The sequence below is a fragment of the Phenylobacterium koreense genome, assembly GCF_040545335.1.
GTDB lineage: Bacteria > Pseudomonadota > Alphaproteobacteria > Caulobacterales > Caulobacteraceae > Phenylobacterium > Phenylobacterium koreense.
Window position 1 is genome coordinate 986,469 of the sequence record NZ_JBEPLU010000001.1, and the last position, 16,171, is coordinate 1,002,639.

Consider the following 16,171-nt stretch of genomic DNA (forward strand, 5'->3'; position numbering starts at 1 on the left):
GACACGCCCTAAATCTCGTCATCGGCGCTTCACGCCAGTGATGCAGGAAGCCACCAATTTCTAGGCCATTGAAATTGCAGGAATGAGTGATGGCGTGCAGGCGTCTTCGCGCGGCGCTGGCCTTGACGGCCATGATGCTGCTGAGCGGTTGCGGCGACCATGAGGACGGCGCCGCCCCCCAGACCATGACCAAGATACGCATGGTCATGAAGGGTTCCGAGGACGACCCCGCGGTGTCCAAGCGCTGGAACGTCTACAAGGCCCTGTTCGAGAAGCTGTTCGGCCTGCCGATGAAGCTCTACGAGAGCGCCGACTACAACGGCGTGATCCAGGCCATGGCCGCCGATCAGATCGACGTCTCGCCCATGCCGGCGGCCAGCTACGCCAACCTCGACGCCCAGGTCGGCGACCTGGCGGCCCCCATCCTGGGGCCGCGCGATGCGGACGGCGGAAACGGCTACTATTCGACGCTGCTCGTCCTCAGCAAGAGCCCCTACAAGGCCATCGAGGACTTGAAGGGCAAGACGATAGGCTACGTCGACCTCAACTCGACCTCCGGCTTTCTGTACCCCCGCGAGATGATGCGCAAACAGGGCATCAATCCCGACACCTTCTTCGGAAAATCCACATTCTCCGGCGGCCACACACAGGCGGTCATGGCGCTGGAGAACGGCCAGTTCGACGCCGCCGTGACTATGGTCAGCGGCGGGACGCCAGAGCACGGCTTCACCACCGGCTCGTTCTTCACCCTGGCTCAGCGAGGCCTGGCCAAGGTCGACGACTTCCGGCTCATCTGGACCGTGGGGCCCATCCCCAACACCGCCATCATCGTCCGCACTGATCGCCCGCAGTGGTTCATCGACACCGTCCGCGGCGCGCTGGCCGCCCTGCCCTACGACGATCCGCAGACCTGGGCGGACACCGGGCAGGTGGACGGCTCGACCTATTACGCCGTCGACCGGTCCTACTTCTCGCAGATCATAAAGTTGCGCGAACAGGATATCGCGCGCCGTCGCTCGGGTGAGCAGCCGTGAAGCGCCTCGTCCTCTGTGGCGCGGCCGGCCTGACGATCGCCGCGGCCGCCGCCTTCGCCGCCCCCACAGGCGCGCCCGCTCCCGAGCCTTCGCCGCTCCGCATCGCCGTCGTCGAGCCGGCCGCCGCGCCCTGCGCCCCGCTCGCCACCGACGCTCCGGCGGGCCAGAAGGCCTATTTCGAACTGTTGTCCCAGCGGATGGGCCGCAAGGTGATGGCCTGTCCCGTCACCAGCACGGCCGAGGCCGCCCAGGCGCTCGCCGCCGGCCAGTTGGACATCGCGCCCCTCGACGGCGCCAGCTACGCGCCGGTGAAGGCCGCTGTCCGCGCCGCCATGACCGTCCGCGGCGCAAGGGAACTTCCCCGAACGCCCATCGTCCTCGCCGTGCTCCGCGACAGGGACGGAACGCCCTCAGCCCTGAAGGGCGGGGTTATCGCCTATGGCGGCCCCTCGCCCTCGATGCATGACCAGCCGAAGAGAATTCTCGCCGAGCAGGGCTATGGCCCCGACATCCTGACCCGCGAGATCGTTCCCGACGTGGAGGAAAAGGCGATCGCCGCGCTGCGGGCCGGCAAGGCCGACGCGCTCGCCCTCCACGTCACGGCCTGGCGACGTCAATGCCGGGGCACCAAGCCGGGCGAGCAGCGCTGCGGCGACCTGAAAGTCCTGTTCCGCGCCCGCCCCATAGTTCCGCGGGCCCTCGCCGTGCGCCGAAGCATGAGCGACGCCGACCGCTATCGCCTGATCGGGATACTCATCGCCATGCACATGGAAAACAAGGCCGCCTTCTCCTGGGGAGCGGCCCAGTTGGGGGCCGACGCGGTCGAGTTCACCCCCACCGAAGCCGACGCCCTGATCGCCACCCACGAAAAGCCCGTCAAACTCTCATGAACTTCGCGGTCAAGGCTGACACCGTCGTCGTGGACGCGTTCGAGCACGAACGCTCGCAGATCCTGCGCCGCCAGAGGACACAGACCGCTTTCAGCGTGCTCATCTTCAGCGTGATCCTGGCGATCTCCCTGGAGCGCAGCGGCTTCATCGGCGCCGACCTAGGCGCCGATCCCGTCGGACGGGTCGTCAGCCTGCTGCACCGGTTGTCGCCGGACCTTCGCCTCGAGGCCCTGTTCGCCGGACGGCGGACGCCAGGCTCCCTGGCCTCATGGTATTACGATCTGCCCCTCTGGCTGAAGGCCGCCTGGCAGACCTTCGAGATGGCGGTCCTCTCCAGCGCGTTCGGAACCTTCGGCGGCGTCCTCGCCGGCTTCCTTTGCGCGCGGAACCTCATGCCCTTCGCCCCGCTGCGCTTCGTCGTGCGCAGGACGCTGGAGGCGATCCGCACCCTGCCGGAGATCATCATCGCCCTGATCCTGGTCGCCGCGTTCGGCGTCGGCCCCTTCGCCGGCATTCTGGCCCTCAGCATCAGCACCATGGGCGGCCTCGGCAAACTGTTCAGCGAGATCAACGAGCAGGTCGACGACCGGCCCATCGAGGCCCTGCAGGCCAGCGGCGCCAACCGCTTGCGCCAGATCCGTTTCGGCGTTCTGCCCCAAGTTCTGCCGGCCTATGCCTCCTACGGCCTGATCCGACTGGAGGCGAATATCGGCGGGGCCGCCGGTCTTGGCATCGTCGGCGCGGGCGGAATCGGGATCGAACTCCAGCGGGCGATCACCTTCACCGAATACGACACCTATCTGGCGATCCTGCTGCTGATCGTGGGGATGATCTTCGCCATCGACGTCACCTCGGAAAAGATCCGGCATCACCTCCTCGGCCTGGCGCGCGACAAATGACCCAAGTTCCGAAAGATCACGCCGCGCAGGTCCTGAACCCGTCCCTGGGCTCTCGACTGCTGTATCCGGCCGCGACGCTGGTGGGCCTCGTCATCCTGACGCTGATGGCGATCGACGTCGACTTCACCCCGGCGCGGTTCATGAGCGGCCTCGACCGCATCGGCCGGATGCTGGTCTCCATGGTCCCGCCGAGCAGCGGCGGCCAGTTCTTCCGCGACCTGAAGGCCCTGGCCGAGACCATGGCCATGGCGCTCGTGGGCACGATACTGGCGGCTCTGATGGCCCTGCCGCTCGGCGTCATCGGCGCCACGACGGTCGTCCCGAACAAGGCGGTCCACTTCGCCTTCCGCCGTTTCCTCGACCTGTTTCGGGGCGTGCCCGCCCTGGTCTGGGCGCTGATCCTGATCTCCGTCTTCGGCCTTGGCCCCCTGGCCGGCGTCTGCGCCCTCGCCATCGCCGACGCCCCGCACCTGGCCAAGCTGTTCGCCGAGGCGATCGAGAATGTGGACGACAAGCCCATCGAGGGCGTTCGTTCGGCCGGCAGCTCTCCGCTGCAGGTCTTCCGTTTCGGGTTTCTGCCGCAGATCTTGCCGGTCATGGCCAGCCAGTGCCTCTATTACCTGGAGGGCAACTTCCGTAACGCCGGCGTGCTCGGCATGGTCGGCGCGGGCGGCATCGGCTTCGAACTGCAGGAGCGCATCCGGGTGTTCGACTTCGACGTCGCCGCCTTCATCATCCTGCTCTACATGGCCTCGGTCGCCTTGCTCGACACGGCCTCGAGGGAGCTGCGCAAGCGGCTGAGCTGACCGGCGCCTCCCGCCCGCCCCGCGGGCGTCCTTGGCCCGCCGGAAGTTCGTCAAACGCTTGCCGAAGGCAGAGCCGTGCATACTCCTGGCTCGTCATGGCCGGGGCCACAGGCCCCGGGCATCCATGCACGCCGAGGCTCGCCGGAACGCAGATGCGTATGGGTTCCCGGCACGCTCACGCGGCCGGGGATGACGATCTGAAGAAAGAGCGACACCGGTAGTGGCGAACGGCCTACCGCTTCGCGTCAGCCGGGACGACACCAAAAGACAGGTCTCGGCAGCGTTCTCGCCCGCCCCCTTGGAAACCTAATCGCCCAGGCCGTCGTCAAAGGACGACTGCGACGACATCTGCAGCCGCCGATAGAGGCCGTCCCGGGTCATCAGTTCGTCGTGCGAACCTTGCTCGACGATGCGCCCGTGACGCAGGACGACGATGCGATCGGCGTCCCGGACGGTGGCCAGGCGGTGGGCGATGACGATCACGGTGCGGTCGGCGAACAGCGTCCGCAGCGCGTCCTGGATGGCCAGTTCCGTGAAGCTGTCGATATTCGCGGTCGCTTCGTCGAGGATAAGGATCTGCGGGTCGGCGACGAGGGCCCGGGCGAACGAGACGAGCTGGCGCTGCCCCATCGACAGGTTCAGGCCGCGTTGGCCCAGGGGCGTATCGTAGCCCAGCGGCAGCTCGGCGATGAAGTCGTGGGCGCGCACCGCCTTGGCTGCGGCGATCACGTCGTCCAGCGTCGCGCCGGGGGTGTTGTAGCGGATGTTGTCGGCGATGGTCCCGGTGAACAGGAACGGCTCCTGCAGCACCATGCCGACGCCGCGCCCCAGGGTCTGCAGGCTGTAGCCCTTTACGTCGCGCCCGCCGATCAGCACCTCGCCCGCGGTCGGGTCATAGAAGCGCCTGGCCAGGGCGATGATCGAGGTCTTGCCCGATCCCGTCGGGCCGACCAGGGCCACCACCTCGCGCGCGCGGACCTTGAAGCTGACGTCGTGCAGCACAGGCCGGTCGGGATTGTAGCCGAAGGTGACATTGCGGAATTCGACGGTCGGCTCGAAGCCTTCCACCTTCGGCGCCTGCGGATCGACCTTCAGGGTGAGCGGCACGTCGAGCAGTTCGAACACCCGGTGGGCTGCGGCCAGGGCCCGCTGGGCGACGGTGTACTGCTGGGAGAGGGTGCGCACCGGATCGAAGAAGCGCTGCACATACAGGACGAAGGCCAGCAGCACCCCGACCTCGAGGCGCTTGTCGAGCACCGCCTCGCCACCGAGCACGAACACCGCCGCCAGCGCCAGGCCGGTCAGAATGTCCACCAGGGGGGTCATGATCTGGGCCACGGCCGAGGCGTGCGTCTGGGCCTGGAAGTTGGCCTCGGCCTTTTCCCGGTAGAGGCCCAGATTGACCTCCTCGCGGCGGGTCGCCTGCACCGTGCGCACCCCGTTGATGTTCTCGGCCAGGGCGCTGTTGGCGGTCGAAGACGCGTCGCGGGCTCCGCGGAAGGCGTTGCGGGAATAGGGCAGCCAGATCGTGCGCAGGACGATCATCACCGGCAGGGTGGCCAGGGTGACGAGGGCAAGCTGCACGTCCAGCATCAGGAGCATGACCGCGATGCCGATCAGGGTGACGAAATCGCCGAAGGCTCCGGTCGTGCTCTCCAGGAATTCCTGCAGCGAGCCGACGTCGCCCTGAAGCCGCGCCATCATCCGTCCGACGTGGGTGCGGTCGAGGAAGGAGAGGCTGACCCTCTGGAGATGCTCGAACATCTCCCGGCGAAGGTCGACGATGATCCCCTGGGCCATTCTCTGGGTGATCCACGGCTCCAGGAAGAACATGACGATGTGCGTCGCCACGGACCCTGCGAAGACGGCCAGCCAGAGGGAGAAGCTGTCCTGCGCGCCCTTGACGGCGCTGTCCAGTATCCGGCCGATGGCCAGCGGGATGATGAGCTGACTGCCCACCGACAGGAGCGCAGCGACCTGCGCGGCCGCGAACGCCCACAGTTGGGGCTTGATCCGGCTGACGAGCCGGCGGGCGACGCGGGGATCGAACGTTCCGAAGACGTCGTCGCCTTCCGGGTTCCCGAGCGAGGCGCGAAGCGTACGGTTGGAGGCGACGTTCATGCGGTCACGAGCCTTTCCGGCGCGGCCGGTTTGTCGAGGCGGGCCTGGCTGCTCTGCAGGTCGTAGAGGCGCGCGTAAAAGCCGCCTTGGGCGAGGAGTTGAGCGTGGTCGCCCCGCTCGACGATACGGCCGCCGTCCAGCACCAGGATTTCGTCCGCGTGCAGCAGGGAGCCGAGGCGGTGAGCGATGATGATCGTCGCCTTGTCGCGCGTCTGAGCGGCCAGGCCTTCACGCACCCGCTGCTCGGTCACTGCGTCGATGGCTGCGGTGGAATCGTCGAAGATGATGATCCCCGGCCCCGGAAGGATCCCGCGAGCGATCGAGGCCCGCTGGCGCTGGCCGCCCGAGAGGGAGACGCCCCGCTCGCCGACCCGGGTGTCGTAGCCTTCGGGCAGGCCGTCGATGTGCTCGTGCAACTGGGCGATGCTGGCGGCGTCGACGATCTTGTCGTCCTCCGCCCAGGGATCGGCGTAGGCGAGGTTGTGACGGATCGAGGCGTCGAACAGGAACGCCTCCTGCTGGACCAGGCCGACGTGACCGCGCAGGGACTCCAGCGTCGCCCGGCGGATGTCCGTTCCGCCGATGGTGATCTGCCCCGCGCTCGGGTCGTAGAAGCGCGGGATCAGGGCGGCGATGGTCGACTTGCCCGAGCCCGGCGCGCCCACTAGGCCAAGGGTCTTGCCCGGACGCACCTCGAAGTCGATGTCGCTCAGCACGTCCGGCCCGTTGGGCTTGTAGCGGAAGGAGACGTTCTCGAAGCGCAAGGTCCAGCCCGCCGGATCGAGCGGCCGGGCGTCCGGCGCGTCGGCGATTTCCGGCTGGCGGTCGAGGATCTCGAAAACCCGCTGGCCGGACGACGAGCAGCGCGCCGCCTGGTTGAAGATCATCGAGATCTGCCGGATCGGACCCTGCAGCGCGGTCAGGTAGGCCACGAACTCCGCCAATTGGCCGACGGTCATCTGGTGGGCCATGACCTTGCGCCCGCCGAGCCAGAGCAACCCGCCGAGCGACAGGTTGAAGAAGAGGGTCATCCAGGTCAGGCCAGTGAACCGCAGGGTGATGCGCCGGAACTGCAGCTTCAGGATCTCGGCGGCGGCGCGGTCGAACTTGGCCAGTTCGAAATCCTCCGCGGCGAATGCGCGCACCACCCGCACGCCCTGCAGGTTCTCCTCCATGACCAGCGATAGGCGCGAGGTTTGCTCCTGCACGTCGAACCAGGTCCGACGGAGCGCCCCCCCGTTGCGGGCCAGGACCCAGGCCGCGACGGGGACGAAGGCCAGGGACACCGCCGCCAGCATCGGATCGGCGCGCACCATCAGGCCGCCGGCGATCGCGACCAGCAGCACCAGCGGCAGGGCGTTCTGCAGGATGACCTGGATGAAGCCGCGCATGCCTTCGAGGTCCAGCATGCCGCGGGTGATCAGGTCGCCGGAGTGGGTTTCGTCGTGGAAGGCGAAGGGCAACCGCTGCAGTTGGGCGAAGTAGCGCAGGCGCAGGCCCAGCGCGACGGCCTGGGTCAGGCGCTCGCCTATGTAGCTGGCGGCCATGGCCAGCAGCCCCCGGCCAGTGATCACCAGGACCACCAGCCCGGCGCTGATCAGAAGCCCCCGGCGGACCTCCTCCCCATGCGCCGCGCCGAGCACCAGGAGCTGGTGGGTCTGATCGACCATGCGACCGATCAGCTTGGGAACCAGCAGGCTGGCCGCCGCGCCCGCCACGCTGAGCGCCACGGTCGACCACATTTCAAGCGGATGGCGGAGCGCCAATCCCAGGACTTTCAGCAGCACTTTGGAGGGGCGCGTCGCCTTCAGCGGCGCGTCGCCCTGGCGGCGCAGGGAGGGATCGTTCATCGCGGTCTCGATCTGGCAAGGCGCCTGTAGATCTTCGATTGTCCGAAACTGTCAATCCGGATGAATTTCTATGTTGTATGCCCGCAACAAAACTCGGCCATAATGCGCTATATTGTACAAGCCTCAATAAGCGCTCCGACGATGACGATTTTATTTCGTCGGCTGTTCTTACAATTTACGATAAGTTGTATAATTAAATAATATTGCTGAAACTGCGATTTAATTAAATTAAACGATAGTGTCACGGTTATGTCGTAAATCGCGGCGCTCATTTGAACAAATTTGAGCCGCATGTTTATTTCTTAATGGAAACAGAGGCGCAAATGTAACTTCCTCTTACTAAGCACCCCCTCCGTACGCAGGTTCAACCTCCGGGGGATGAGTGTTAAGCATGATATCGTTTTCCAAGAAGATGCGCGGCGGACGTCGCTCGCGCCAATCGGCGCTGATGACCAGCGTCGCCATCTGCGGGCTGGCCTTTGCGGGCCAGGCCTTCGCGGAGGAGGAAGCCAGCGTCGAAGAGGTCGTGGTGACCGCTTCGCCAATCCGGGAAAGCCTGGAGAAGTCGCTTCAGATCCAGAAGGCGTCCGACAACGTCGTCAACGTGATCGCCGCCGACACGATCGGCCGCTTCCCCGACGCCACCGCCGCCGGCGCGCTCGCCCGCCTGCCGGGCGTGGGCGTTCAACGCGACCAGGGCCAGGAGCGATATATCCAGATCCGTGGCGCCCCGACCCGTTGGACGACCGTCGCGCTCGACGGCATCAACGTGCTCGGCGCCGAGGACCGCGTGTTCCGCTTCGACTCGGTTCCGGCGAACCAGATCAGCGAACTGGTGCTGAACAAGACCCTGCTGCCCAACATGCCGGCCGAGGCGCTGGCGGGCCGGGTGAACATCACCACCTATTCGCCCCTCGACAATCCCGGCTTCAGCGGCGCGGCCGACCTGGGCTACGGCTTCATCGACATGGGCGATGGCCCGGTGAAGCAATATTCCGGCCGCCTGTCGTGGGCCAACGACACGTGGGGGATCACCCTGGCCGCTTCGAACTATCAGTTCGAGCAGCACACCAACAACGCCGAGTCGCGCTTCGATGACGTCGGCATCACCCAGTTGCGCATCACCAAGTACGTCATCGAGCGCCGCACCCAGTCCTATTCGGGCAAGGTGCAGTTCGCTCCCGACGACAACAACCGGTTCACGCTTCACCACCTGAACACCGAGTTCAACGACTTCGAAGAGCGTAACCAGTACCGCTTCCAGTACGACAAGGCCTGGTCGGGGACGCGCAACTTCGAAACCGCCGACCTGATCGGCGTGCCGGTCGACTCCCAATGGGAGGACGGCATCTTCTCCAACGGCGTGTCCTTCACCGACCTCCACGGCGAACACACCTGGGGCGGCTGGGACGTCGACTGGCGCCTCGCCTACACGACGACCGAGTTCAACAGCAACATCCCGCTCACCAGCGGCGTGACCTCGACCGCGCTGGGCGCCCCGACCCGCGCCAACGCGCTGATCTCGCCGTCCATGCATCTGCAGGTGAACGCCATTCCGGAGGGCGTGCCGAGGGCGACCCTCTACGGCACCGTCGCGGGCCCCGACGGAACCCTCGTGCGCGGCGATCGGTGGTTCGCCCTGGACCAGAGCTCGCGGGCCCTGCCCATCACCTACACGACCGAAAGCTCGGCGAACCTCGAGACCGAGGCCAAGACCGCCAAGTTCGACGCCAGCCGCGAGTGGACCAGCTTCGGCGCGGACTCGAAGTTCAGCTTCGGCTTCCAGTATGACGACCGGGAGCAGAACAACTACAGCACCGCCCTGGTCCGTCCCGACGGCACGGTGGTGAGCGGCAACGCCAACGGCTTCAACCTCACCAAGATCGCCGGGGAACTCGGCGTGCCGTGGACGCCCGACGCCTTCATCACCAGCAACGCCTGGGACAAGCCGTGGGACTTCGGCTTCCTCGCGACCTACATGGACAACGTGGCGATGAACGAGCAGGCGCGCGCCGTCATGGACGCCGCCAGGGCCGCCAACGCCAACGGCGGCAACTATCCGATCTTCGCCGCCGATCCGCGGTCGGTCAACGTCGTCCAGGAGAAGGTCGCATCGGTCTATGCGATGAACCGCTGGGACTGGGGTCGCCACTCCGTGACCGCCGGCGCGCGGATCGAGAACACCCAGATCGACACCAGCGGCTTTGCGGCGGTCGGCTCGAAGCTTACCGCGGTGGACTTCTCGACCGACAAGACCAAGGTCTTCCCGAGCATCCACTACAACTTCGACTACTCCGACACCCTGAAGCTCCGGGCGGCCCTGATCTCGGGTCACGCGCGCCCCAGCCTCGCGGACATGCGCGCCACGGTCTCCATCAGCGACCCTGGCCTGACCGTCAGCGGCGGCAACCCGAACCTGGTGCCGGAATCGGCCTATGGCGTGGACCTGTCTGCGGAATGGTACTTCGCCCCTTCCTCCCTGCTGGCGGCGAGCTTCTTCCACCGCGAGATCAAGGACACGCTCTTCGACTCGACCGAGATCGTCCGGGACGAACGCTACAACTTCGACGGCGTCGACCGCCGGGGCTATACGTTCAGCACCACGATGAACGGCGGCGACGGTCACCTGACGGGTCTCGAACTGGTCTACAACCAGCCCTGGACCTTCCTGCCTGGCGCCCTCTCGGGCTTCGGCTTCCAGGGCAGCATGGCCTTCGTCAGCGGCGAATTCACGCCGCCGGAAGGTGGCGAGGCGATCAACTTCCCGGGTACCTCGAAGCGCCTGTTCAACGCCACGCTCTTCTATGAGAAGTACGGCCTGTCGGCGCGGCTCAGCTACCAGCACCGCACCCACTGGCTGGACGAAGTCTTCGCCAGCGGCAGCAGCTCGGCCGGCAACATCTACTGGGGCGCCAGCCAGCGCGTGGACCTCTCGGTCCGCTACCAGGTCAACGACTACGTGTCGGTGTTCATGGACGGCAACAACCTCACCAACGAGACCGGCGTCCGCTACCAAGGGTCGGAAGACCGGCCCTACGAGATCGAGAACTTCGGTCGGAAGTTCCTGTTCGGCGTCCGCGCCAACTTCTGATCACGGCCCAGCGGCGCCTCACCCCGGGCGCCGCCCCGACAAACTTCAGACCGGTCCAGCGATGGGCCGGTCTTCTTTTGGGCGCAGCAGGGCCGTGCGCGGGCTGACTGTCACGGCACGGCGATAGGGGAGACCGCGCAAGGGGGCGTCGTTCCGCGCCAGAGGGGGCATCATGAAGCCGTTCGGCCACCGTCCGTTCGCCATCGCCGTCCGCGCTGTAGTGCTGGCGACCGCAGCCCCGGCCTGGGCAGGGACCTTCACCATGGCGGTGGTTCCCGACGCCCAGAACTACTCCGATGCGATGCTTCCCCAGCCTCGCGGGGCCGACACCCAGTTCGACACGGAGAAGCGCAAGATGCGCTTCTACACCTATTCCACGCTGCTCGATCGCTATGCGGGCCGGAACGGTTACCTGCCGTTCGGCACGCCCGCCGAACTTTCGGAGTTCGAGTTGGACTTCCCGCCGCAACTGGCGAAATAACGGCGATGCATCCCGCGGCTGGCCGCGGGATGCAAGTCCGTTCGAGGTCAGGCCGCCCGGCGGCCGCCGACCCAGACGCCGCCGATGATCGGCAGCCCGCCGATCTCGCGCACCCGCAGGAAGTCCGCGCGCAGGCCCTCGGCGATGGCGCCTCGGTCCGTCAGGCCGCCCGCCTCCGCGGTCGCCGCCGTCACCGTCGCCACCGCCCGCGGAAGCGACCAACCGAAAGGCGCCTTGGCGAGGGCGAAGACGCACTCGATCAGGCTGCGCGGCACATAGTCGGAAGCGAAACCGTCCAGCAGGCCCGCCTCCACCAAGGCGCTCGCCGGCACATTGCCGGAATAGGACCCCCCACGGATCAGGTTGGGGCCGCCCATGACGATGGTCATGCCCCGCGCCCGGGCCCGCTCGGCCGCGGCCTGCGTTACCGGAAACTCGGCGACCGTGGCGCCGAGGTCCGCCGCCAGATCGACGTGCTCGTCGGTCTCGTCGTCGTGACTCATGAGCACGGCACCCTTCGCCTTGGCGACTTCGGAGACGAAGCGGGCGTTGGCCACGGCGTTTCGAGCCTGGCGCTCGCGGATTTCCGCCAGCCGCTCGACGACCTGCTGGTCGTTCAGGCCGCGCGCACGCCAAAGCTCGACGTGCTTCTCGACGTTCTTGTGCTGCCGCTGTCCGGGGGTGTGGTCCATCATGGAGAACATCGCCGTCAGCGGGTGCTCGGCCAGCGGGGGCAACCGCTCCCGAAGCTCGTCGGACGTGGTTTCGCAGCGCCAGTGGACGAAGTGGCTGGCCTTCAGCATTCCAGCTTCCTTCGCCTGCAGAAGACCGTCGACGAGGCGAACCAGCTTGTCCGTCTCTCGCGCCTCCGAGGCGGCGTAGGAGCCGACGCTCATCGAGTTGAACACCGTGGTCACGCCGACCGAGATGTCGGACGAGTCATGGGTCACCGAGGCCGACACTGGATTCCAGCCGATATTCTGGCGGGGGTAATAGTGCCGCTCGAGGTTGTCGGTGTGGATGTCGACCACGCCCGGCATCAGCACGTCGCCGTCGAAGTCCTCGCCCACCGTGCCCGCGCCGCGATCGACCGCGGCGATCAACCCGTCCCGCACCACGACCGAGCCGATGAAATCCTCGTCGCGCATCACGACCCGGGCGTTGCGATAAATCTGTTCCAAGATGGTTGCTCACTGATTGGTGGTGTCTGGCAAGCCGCTCGGCTGCTCATCGGCGCCGCCGGCTTGGCCGGAACCCGACGCTCGCCGCCTCAGGCCAAGGACAGATGCCTGGCAATCGCCTCCAAGCACCCGAGGCGCGACGTCTCGCCTCTGGACAATTTTTACTGCCGCAACATAAGCTTCATACTTATTGTATTGCCGCGTCAGCTAGGCACACCTATCAATCAATTTTGACGAATACACTATCTCGCCAGATTTTTAGGATGGACATGTTGGCGGCCCGTCGAGGATTTTCGCGGGACCGCCGTCCGGGCCGCCGGGCGCAACCATCGACGGAAGCGGAGATGATCGGCATCTTCCTCGATCACAACGCCCGCGACCTCCTCGCCGTCAGGCTCTTCAAAGTCGCTCAGTTCGAGGCCGCTGCATGACCGCTCGCTACGCTATCTATTACGCGCCCGCCCAGGGGGACGATCTGCTGCGCACCGCCGCCGCATGGCTCGGCCGGGACGCCTATGACGGGCGGCTCCAGCCTCGCCCGGCGGCTGCGCGATTGCCCGGCCTCGACCTGGACGCCCTGACCGCGGACCCGCGCGGCTATGGCTTTCACGCCACCCTGAAGGCGCCCTTCGAGTTGACCGAGGGCGCCACGGAAGATGAGCTGCTCGACTTCGCCCGCGCGTTCGCGGCGAGCCGCGAGGCGTTCGAAGCCCGCCTGGCGCCAGCGGCCCTGGGCCGCTTCCTCGCCCTGCGCCTCGAAGCCCCGACGCCGAAGATGAATGAGCTGGCGGAGGCCTGCGTGAAGGCCTTCGACCCGTTCCGCGCGCCACTCTCGGACTTCGACCTGGCCCGTCGACGCAAGGCGCCGCTTACGCCGAAACAGGACGCCCGCCTTGTGGAATGGGGCTATCCCTACGTCTTCGAGGACTTCCGCTTTCACATGACCCTGACCAACTCGATCGCCGACGAGGCGGTTCGCGGCCAGGTTCTGGAGGTTCTCCAGGGCCTGTTCCCGGCCCAGACCCATCGCTTCGACGCTGTGGCGGTGTTCAAGCAGGACACACGGAACGCGCCGTTCCACGTCATCGCCCGGCCGGCTTTCGCCGGCGCTTCCGTCAGCCCCTGATCGCCTGGACGAGGCGGGCCACGCCCGCCTCGGGAGGCCCGTCGTTGGCGATGACGATCACGTCCTCGCCTTCGACCGCGACAGCCTGGGCGCGCGCCAGGCGCTGTTCGATCTCGGCGGCGGTCTCGCGCCCGCGGGCGGCGAGCCTTTCGGCCAACAGCCTTGGGTCGGCAGTCACCGACACGATCCTCAGTTCGTCGACTCCGAGCCTGCGGGCCTCGTCCAGGACCGCACGGGAAACATTGACGACGACGGTCCCGCCGCTCGCCAGCGACGCTGCGCTCGCCCGCGGGATTCCATAGGCCAGGCCATGGGCTCGCCAGGACAGCAGATAGGCTCCCGCCGCCTCGCGCTCTTCGAACGCCTCGAGGCGGAGGGGCGCATGATCCTCACCGCCCGCCTCCCTTGGCCGGGTGATCTCCCGGCGCACGAACACCACCGAAGGGTCTTCGCGCAGGGCGCTGCGGGCGCCATGCAGGAGCGTGTCCTTGCCGACCCCGGAGGGGCCGACGACCAGCACCAGCCGCCCCCCGCGGGGCTGCTTGCCGGCCGCTTGCCTGAATGTCGCCAGAGAGCTCATGCCTGGAGAGCGGACCTATCAGAGGGCGGATCAGGCCGCTATGGCGAAGGTCTGACGTCCGTAGATGCGATCGAGCACTTCGTCGGTGAGCTCGGACGGGGCGCCGTCGAACACCATCGAGCCGGCGGCCATGGCCACGACGCGGGTGCAGTAGCGGCGGGCGACCTCGATGCTGTGCAGGTTGACGATCACCGGCACGCCCCGCTCGCGGCAGATGCGCTGCAAGGCGCCCATGACCGCGTCGGCATTGACCGGATCGAGCGAGGCGATCGGCTCGTCGGCCAGCAGAAGCTCGGGATCCTGCAGCATGGCCCGCGCGATCGCGACCCGCTGTTGCTGACCGCCCGACAGGGTGCTGGCGCGCTGCAGGGCCGAGTGCGCCATGTCGAGGGTGTCGAGCTCCATGATGGCGCGGGCGCGATCCTCGCGCGGGAAGAACTTGACGAGTGACGGCGCCAACGGCCGCTCGGCGACCACGCCCACCAGGACGTTGGTGATCACGTCGAGCCGCGGGCAGAGGTTGAACTGCTGGAAGATCATCGCGCAACGCCGGCGCCACTGGCGCAGGGCCTTGCCCTTCAGGGCGGTGACCGGGACGCCGTCCCAGGTGATCGTCCCGGTGGTCGGATCGCCCAGCCGGTTGATCATCCGCAACAGGGTCGACTTGCCGGCGCCGGAGCGTCCGATGATCCCGACCAATTCGCCGCGCCCGCAGGCGAACGAGACGTTGTCGACGGCGACCTTGTCGCCAAAGCGCTTGGTCACGCCATGCAGTTCAAGCATCGGACCTCCATTTGCTGTCGGAAGAAGGCTAGGCCCGGGGAGTGACCCGTTGATGACGGGCGCTCCCGGCCAAAAACCGACGAGCGGTCGATTTGTCGGCCTGATCGTGAGGTTTCTGGGCGGATTGGCAGGAAACCTGCCGATCGGCGTCTCCGTGCCGCTCGCCGATCGTCCGACAAATTGCGCCTCTGTCGGCCAGGCCTCGGCGGGGGTGTCACACCCACGACACTCCCTGATGGCATGTCGGGGGATCAGTGGACCGGCGCGAGACCCATGAAGTTATTGCCGTTTTCGCCACTCGCACGTGTCGGCGCGCGCGTCATGTCGCCCGGCCAAGCCTCGTGCGCCATGACGTCGCCCCCCGTCATGGCCAGGTTGGCGCCCCGCCGATCGCCCGTCCCGCGCGAGGGCGGCTATCGGCATGCCGATAGCTTGCGGACGCGCCCGAGCCACCCCTGTCGAATATTGACTTTCGAAAGCATCTCGCTAGTAGCATTTAATCTAGGAGATCGAAATGAAACATGACGACTTAATGAAATAAGTCGAACTTGTCTACACAACCAGTACAATTGACATGGTGACTTGATCATGCCCGGTGGAACGCCGCTCTGGCGCGAGATATCCCGTTCAATCGAACGCCGCATCGGCGCCGGCGAGCTTGTTCCCGGCGACAAGCTCCCCACGGAACAGGATCTGTCCCGCCAGTTCATGGTGAACCGGCACACCGTCCGCCGGGCCTTGGCCGACCTGCAGGACAAGGGCGTGGTCGAATCCAGCCAGGGGCGCGGCAGCTATGTGCGTCTCCCGGCCAAGCCCGCGCGGCTCAGCCGCCGCCCCCGCTTCACCGAGGCCGTGAAGCGCTCCGGCAGCCGGCCCGGCCTGAAGATACTGAAGCTGGAGACCCGGGCCTCGGACACCAAGACCGCACGGGCCCTCGACCTGCGCCCCGGCGAACCGATCATCTTCCTCGAGCGACTGCGCTTCGTGAACGACCGTCCGCGCGCGCTCAGCCAGCACGCCTTCAGCCTCGACCGCTTCCCGACCTTCATCCAGATGTACAAGGAACGGGGAACCATCACCCAGACCCTGACCGACAGCGGCGTTCCCGACTACACCCGCAAGCGCACGGCGATCTCCGCGCGGTTGCCGACCCCGCAGGAAGCCGACCTGCTGCACCTGCCGCGGCACGTGCCTTTGCTGCTTCAGCGCTACCTCAACGTGGACGGCCTGGGCCGGCCGCTCGAATACGGGGAATCGCGGGCCAACACCTCGGTCGAGATCGAATTCGAAGACATCGCCCTGGGCGATCTGTCGACCGTCAATCGCTAG

The 16,171-nt window shown here is 66.7% G+C and carries 13 protein-coding genes; 8 read left to right on the forward strand and 5 right to left on the reverse strand.

All coding sequences use genetic code 11. The features are described from left to right. Positions 1-89 precede the first annotated feature (89 nt). From phnD to phnE (ABID41_RS04885), 4 genes are read left to right on the forward strand one after another with little or no spacing between them, the layout of a single operon-like run. Positions 90-1,034, forward strand: coding sequence for a phosphate/phosphite/phosphonate ABC transporter substrate-binding protein (gene phnD / locus ABID41_RS04870; RefSeq protein WP_331932209.1), 945 nt, complete (start codon positions 90-92; stop codon positions 1,032-1,034). Beyond that, entirely contained in the window at positions 1,031-1,924 is an 894-nt protein-coding gene (locus ABID41_RS04875) for a PhnD/SsuA/transferrin family substrate-binding protein (protein ID WP_354297244.1), read from the forward strand. The genes phnD and ABID41_RS04875 overlap by 4 nt, the downstream gene beginning before the upstream one ends. Continuing rightward, entirely contained in the window at positions 1,921-2,823 is a 903-nt protein-coding gene (phnE, locus tag ABID41_RS04880; RefSeq protein WP_331929690.1) for a phosphonate ABC transporter, permease protein PhnE, read from the forward strand. Before ABID41_RS04875 ends, phnE (ABID41_RS04880) begins: the two co-directional genes overlap by 4 nt. Next, on the forward strand, positions 2,820-3,629 hold the full coding sequence (gene phnE, locus ABID41_RS04885) for a phosphonate ABC transporter, permease protein PhnE (protein WP_331929688.1): 810 nt from the start codon (positions 2,820-2,822) through the stop codon (positions 3,627-3,629). The genes phnE (ABID41_RS04880) and phnE (ABID41_RS04885) overlap by 4 nt, the downstream gene beginning before the upstream one ends. Before the next feature lie 306 nt (positions 3,630-3,935). Here the strand turns inward: phnE (ABID41_RS04885) and ABID41_RS04890 are convergent, their stop codons facing one another. Next, a complete protein-coding gene (locus ABID41_RS04890) occupies positions 3,936-5,750 on the reverse strand; it encodes an ABC transporter ATP-binding protein (protein ID WP_331929686.1) in 1,815 nt (604 codons plus the stop codon). Further along, a complete protein-coding gene (locus ABID41_RS04895) occupies positions 5,747-7,600 on the reverse strand; it encodes an ABC transporter ATP-binding protein (protein WP_331929684.1) in 1,854 nt (617 codons plus the stop codon). The genes ABID41_RS04890 and ABID41_RS04895 overlap by 4 nt, the downstream gene beginning before the upstream one ends. A gap of 391 nt (positions 7,601-7,991) precedes the next feature. On the opposite strand from ABID41_RS04895, the gene ABID41_RS04900 reads away from it, so the two are divergent. After that, positions 7,992-10,691 carry a TonB-dependent receptor gene (locus tag ABID41_RS04900; RefSeq protein ID WP_331929682.1) on the forward strand — a complete coding sequence of 900 codons (2,700 nt, stop codon included), beginning with the start codon at positions 7,992-7,994 and terminating at the stop codon, positions 10,689-10,691. A gap of 172 nt (positions 10,692-10,863) precedes the next feature. Further along, positions 10,864-11,172, forward strand: a complete 309-nt coding sequence (locus tag ABID41_RS04905) for a hypothetical protein (RefSeq protein ID WP_331929680.1) — start codon at positions 10,864-10,866, stop codon at positions 11,170-11,172. A gap of 47 nt (positions 11,173-11,219) precedes the next feature. On the opposite strand, the gene ABID41_RS04910 is transcribed toward ABID41_RS04905, so the two are convergent. Next, positions 11,220-12,353, reverse strand: a complete 1,134-nt coding sequence (locus ABID41_RS04910; protein WP_354297245.1) for an alpha-D-ribose 1-methylphosphonate 5-triphosphate diphosphatase — start codon at positions 12,351-12,353, stop codon at positions 11,220-11,222. A gap of 427 nt (positions 12,354-12,780) precedes the next feature. Between ABID41_RS04910 and ABID41_RS04915 the strand changes: the two genes are divergently transcribed. Next, a complete protein-coding gene (locus ABID41_RS04915; RefSeq protein WP_331930973.1) occupies positions 12,781-13,479 on the forward strand; it encodes a DUF1045 domain-containing protein in 699 nt (232 codons plus the stop codon). Here ABID41_RS04915 and phnN read toward each other — a convergent pair. Both phnN and phnC read right to left on the reverse strand, forming a co-directional pair. Further along, positions 13,469-14,059, reverse strand: coding sequence for a phosphonate metabolism protein/1,5-bisphosphokinase (PRPP-forming) PhnN (phnN, locus tag ABID41_RS04920; RefSeq protein ID WP_331930975.1), 591 nt, complete (start codon positions 14,057-14,059; stop codon positions 13,469-13,471). The genes ABID41_RS04915 and phnN overlap by 11 nt on opposite strands. 30 nt (positions 14,060-14,089) lie before the next feature. Beyond that, positions 14,090-14,842: a phosphonate ABC transporter ATP-binding protein gene (phnC, locus tag ABID41_RS04925; protein ID WP_331930977.1), complete on the reverse strand. Its 753-nt coding sequence runs from the start codon at positions 14,840-14,842 to the stop codon at positions 14,090-14,092. Positions 14,843-15,430: 588 nt separating this feature from the next. Between phnC and phnF the strand changes: the two genes are divergently transcribed. Further along, positions 15,431-16,171, forward strand: coding sequence for a phosphonate metabolism transcriptional regulator PhnF (gene phnF / locus ABID41_RS04930; RefSeq protein ID WP_331930979.1), 741 nt, complete (start codon positions 15,431-15,433; stop codon positions 16,169-16,171).

Excerpts from the sequence above, each read along its gene's own strand:
- phnD (WP_331932209.1), top strand. The coding sequence starts at position 90 with ATGGCGTGCAGGCGTCTTCGCGCGGCGCTGGCCTTGACGGCCATGATG.
- phnE (WP_331929690.1), top strand. The coding sequence starts at position 1,921 with ATGAACTTCGCGGTCAAGGCTGACACCGTCGTCGTGGACGCGTTCGAG.
- phnE (WP_331929688.1), top strand. The coding sequence starts at position 2,820 with ATGACCCAAGTTCCGAAAGATCACGCCGCGCAGGTCCTGAACCCGTCC.
- ABID41_RS04890 (WP_331929686.1), bottom strand. The coding sequence starts at position 5,750 with ATGAACGTCGCCTCCAACCGTACGCTTCGCGCCTCGCTCGGGAACCCG.
- ABID41_RS04895 (WP_331929684.1), bottom strand. The coding sequence starts at position 7,600 with ATGAACGATCCCTCCCTGCGCCGCCAGGGCGACGCGCCGCTGAAGGCG.
- ABID41_RS04900 (WP_331929682.1), top strand. The coding sequence starts at position 7,992 with ATGATATCGTTTTCCAAGAAGATGCGCGGCGGACGTCGCTCGCGCCAA.
- ABID41_RS04905 (WP_331929680.1), top strand. The coding sequence starts at position 10,864 with ATGAAGCCGTTCGGCCACCGTCCGTTCGCCATCGCCGTCCGCGCTGTA.
- ABID41_RS04915 (WP_331930973.1), top strand. The coding sequence starts at position 12,781 with ATGACCGCTCGCTACGCTATCTATTACGCGCCCGCCCAGGGGGACGAT.
- phnN (WP_331930975.1), bottom strand. The coding sequence starts at position 14,059 with ATGAGCTCTCTGGCGACATTCAGGCAAGCGGCCGGCAAGCAGCCCCGC.
- phnC (WP_331930977.1), bottom strand. The coding sequence starts at position 14,842 with ATGCTTGAACTGCATGGCGTGACCAAGCGCTTTGGCGACAAGGTCGCC.
- phnF (WP_331930979.1), top strand. The coding sequence starts at position 15,431 with ATGCCCGGTGGAACGCCGCTCTGGCGCGAGATATCCCGTTCAATCGAA.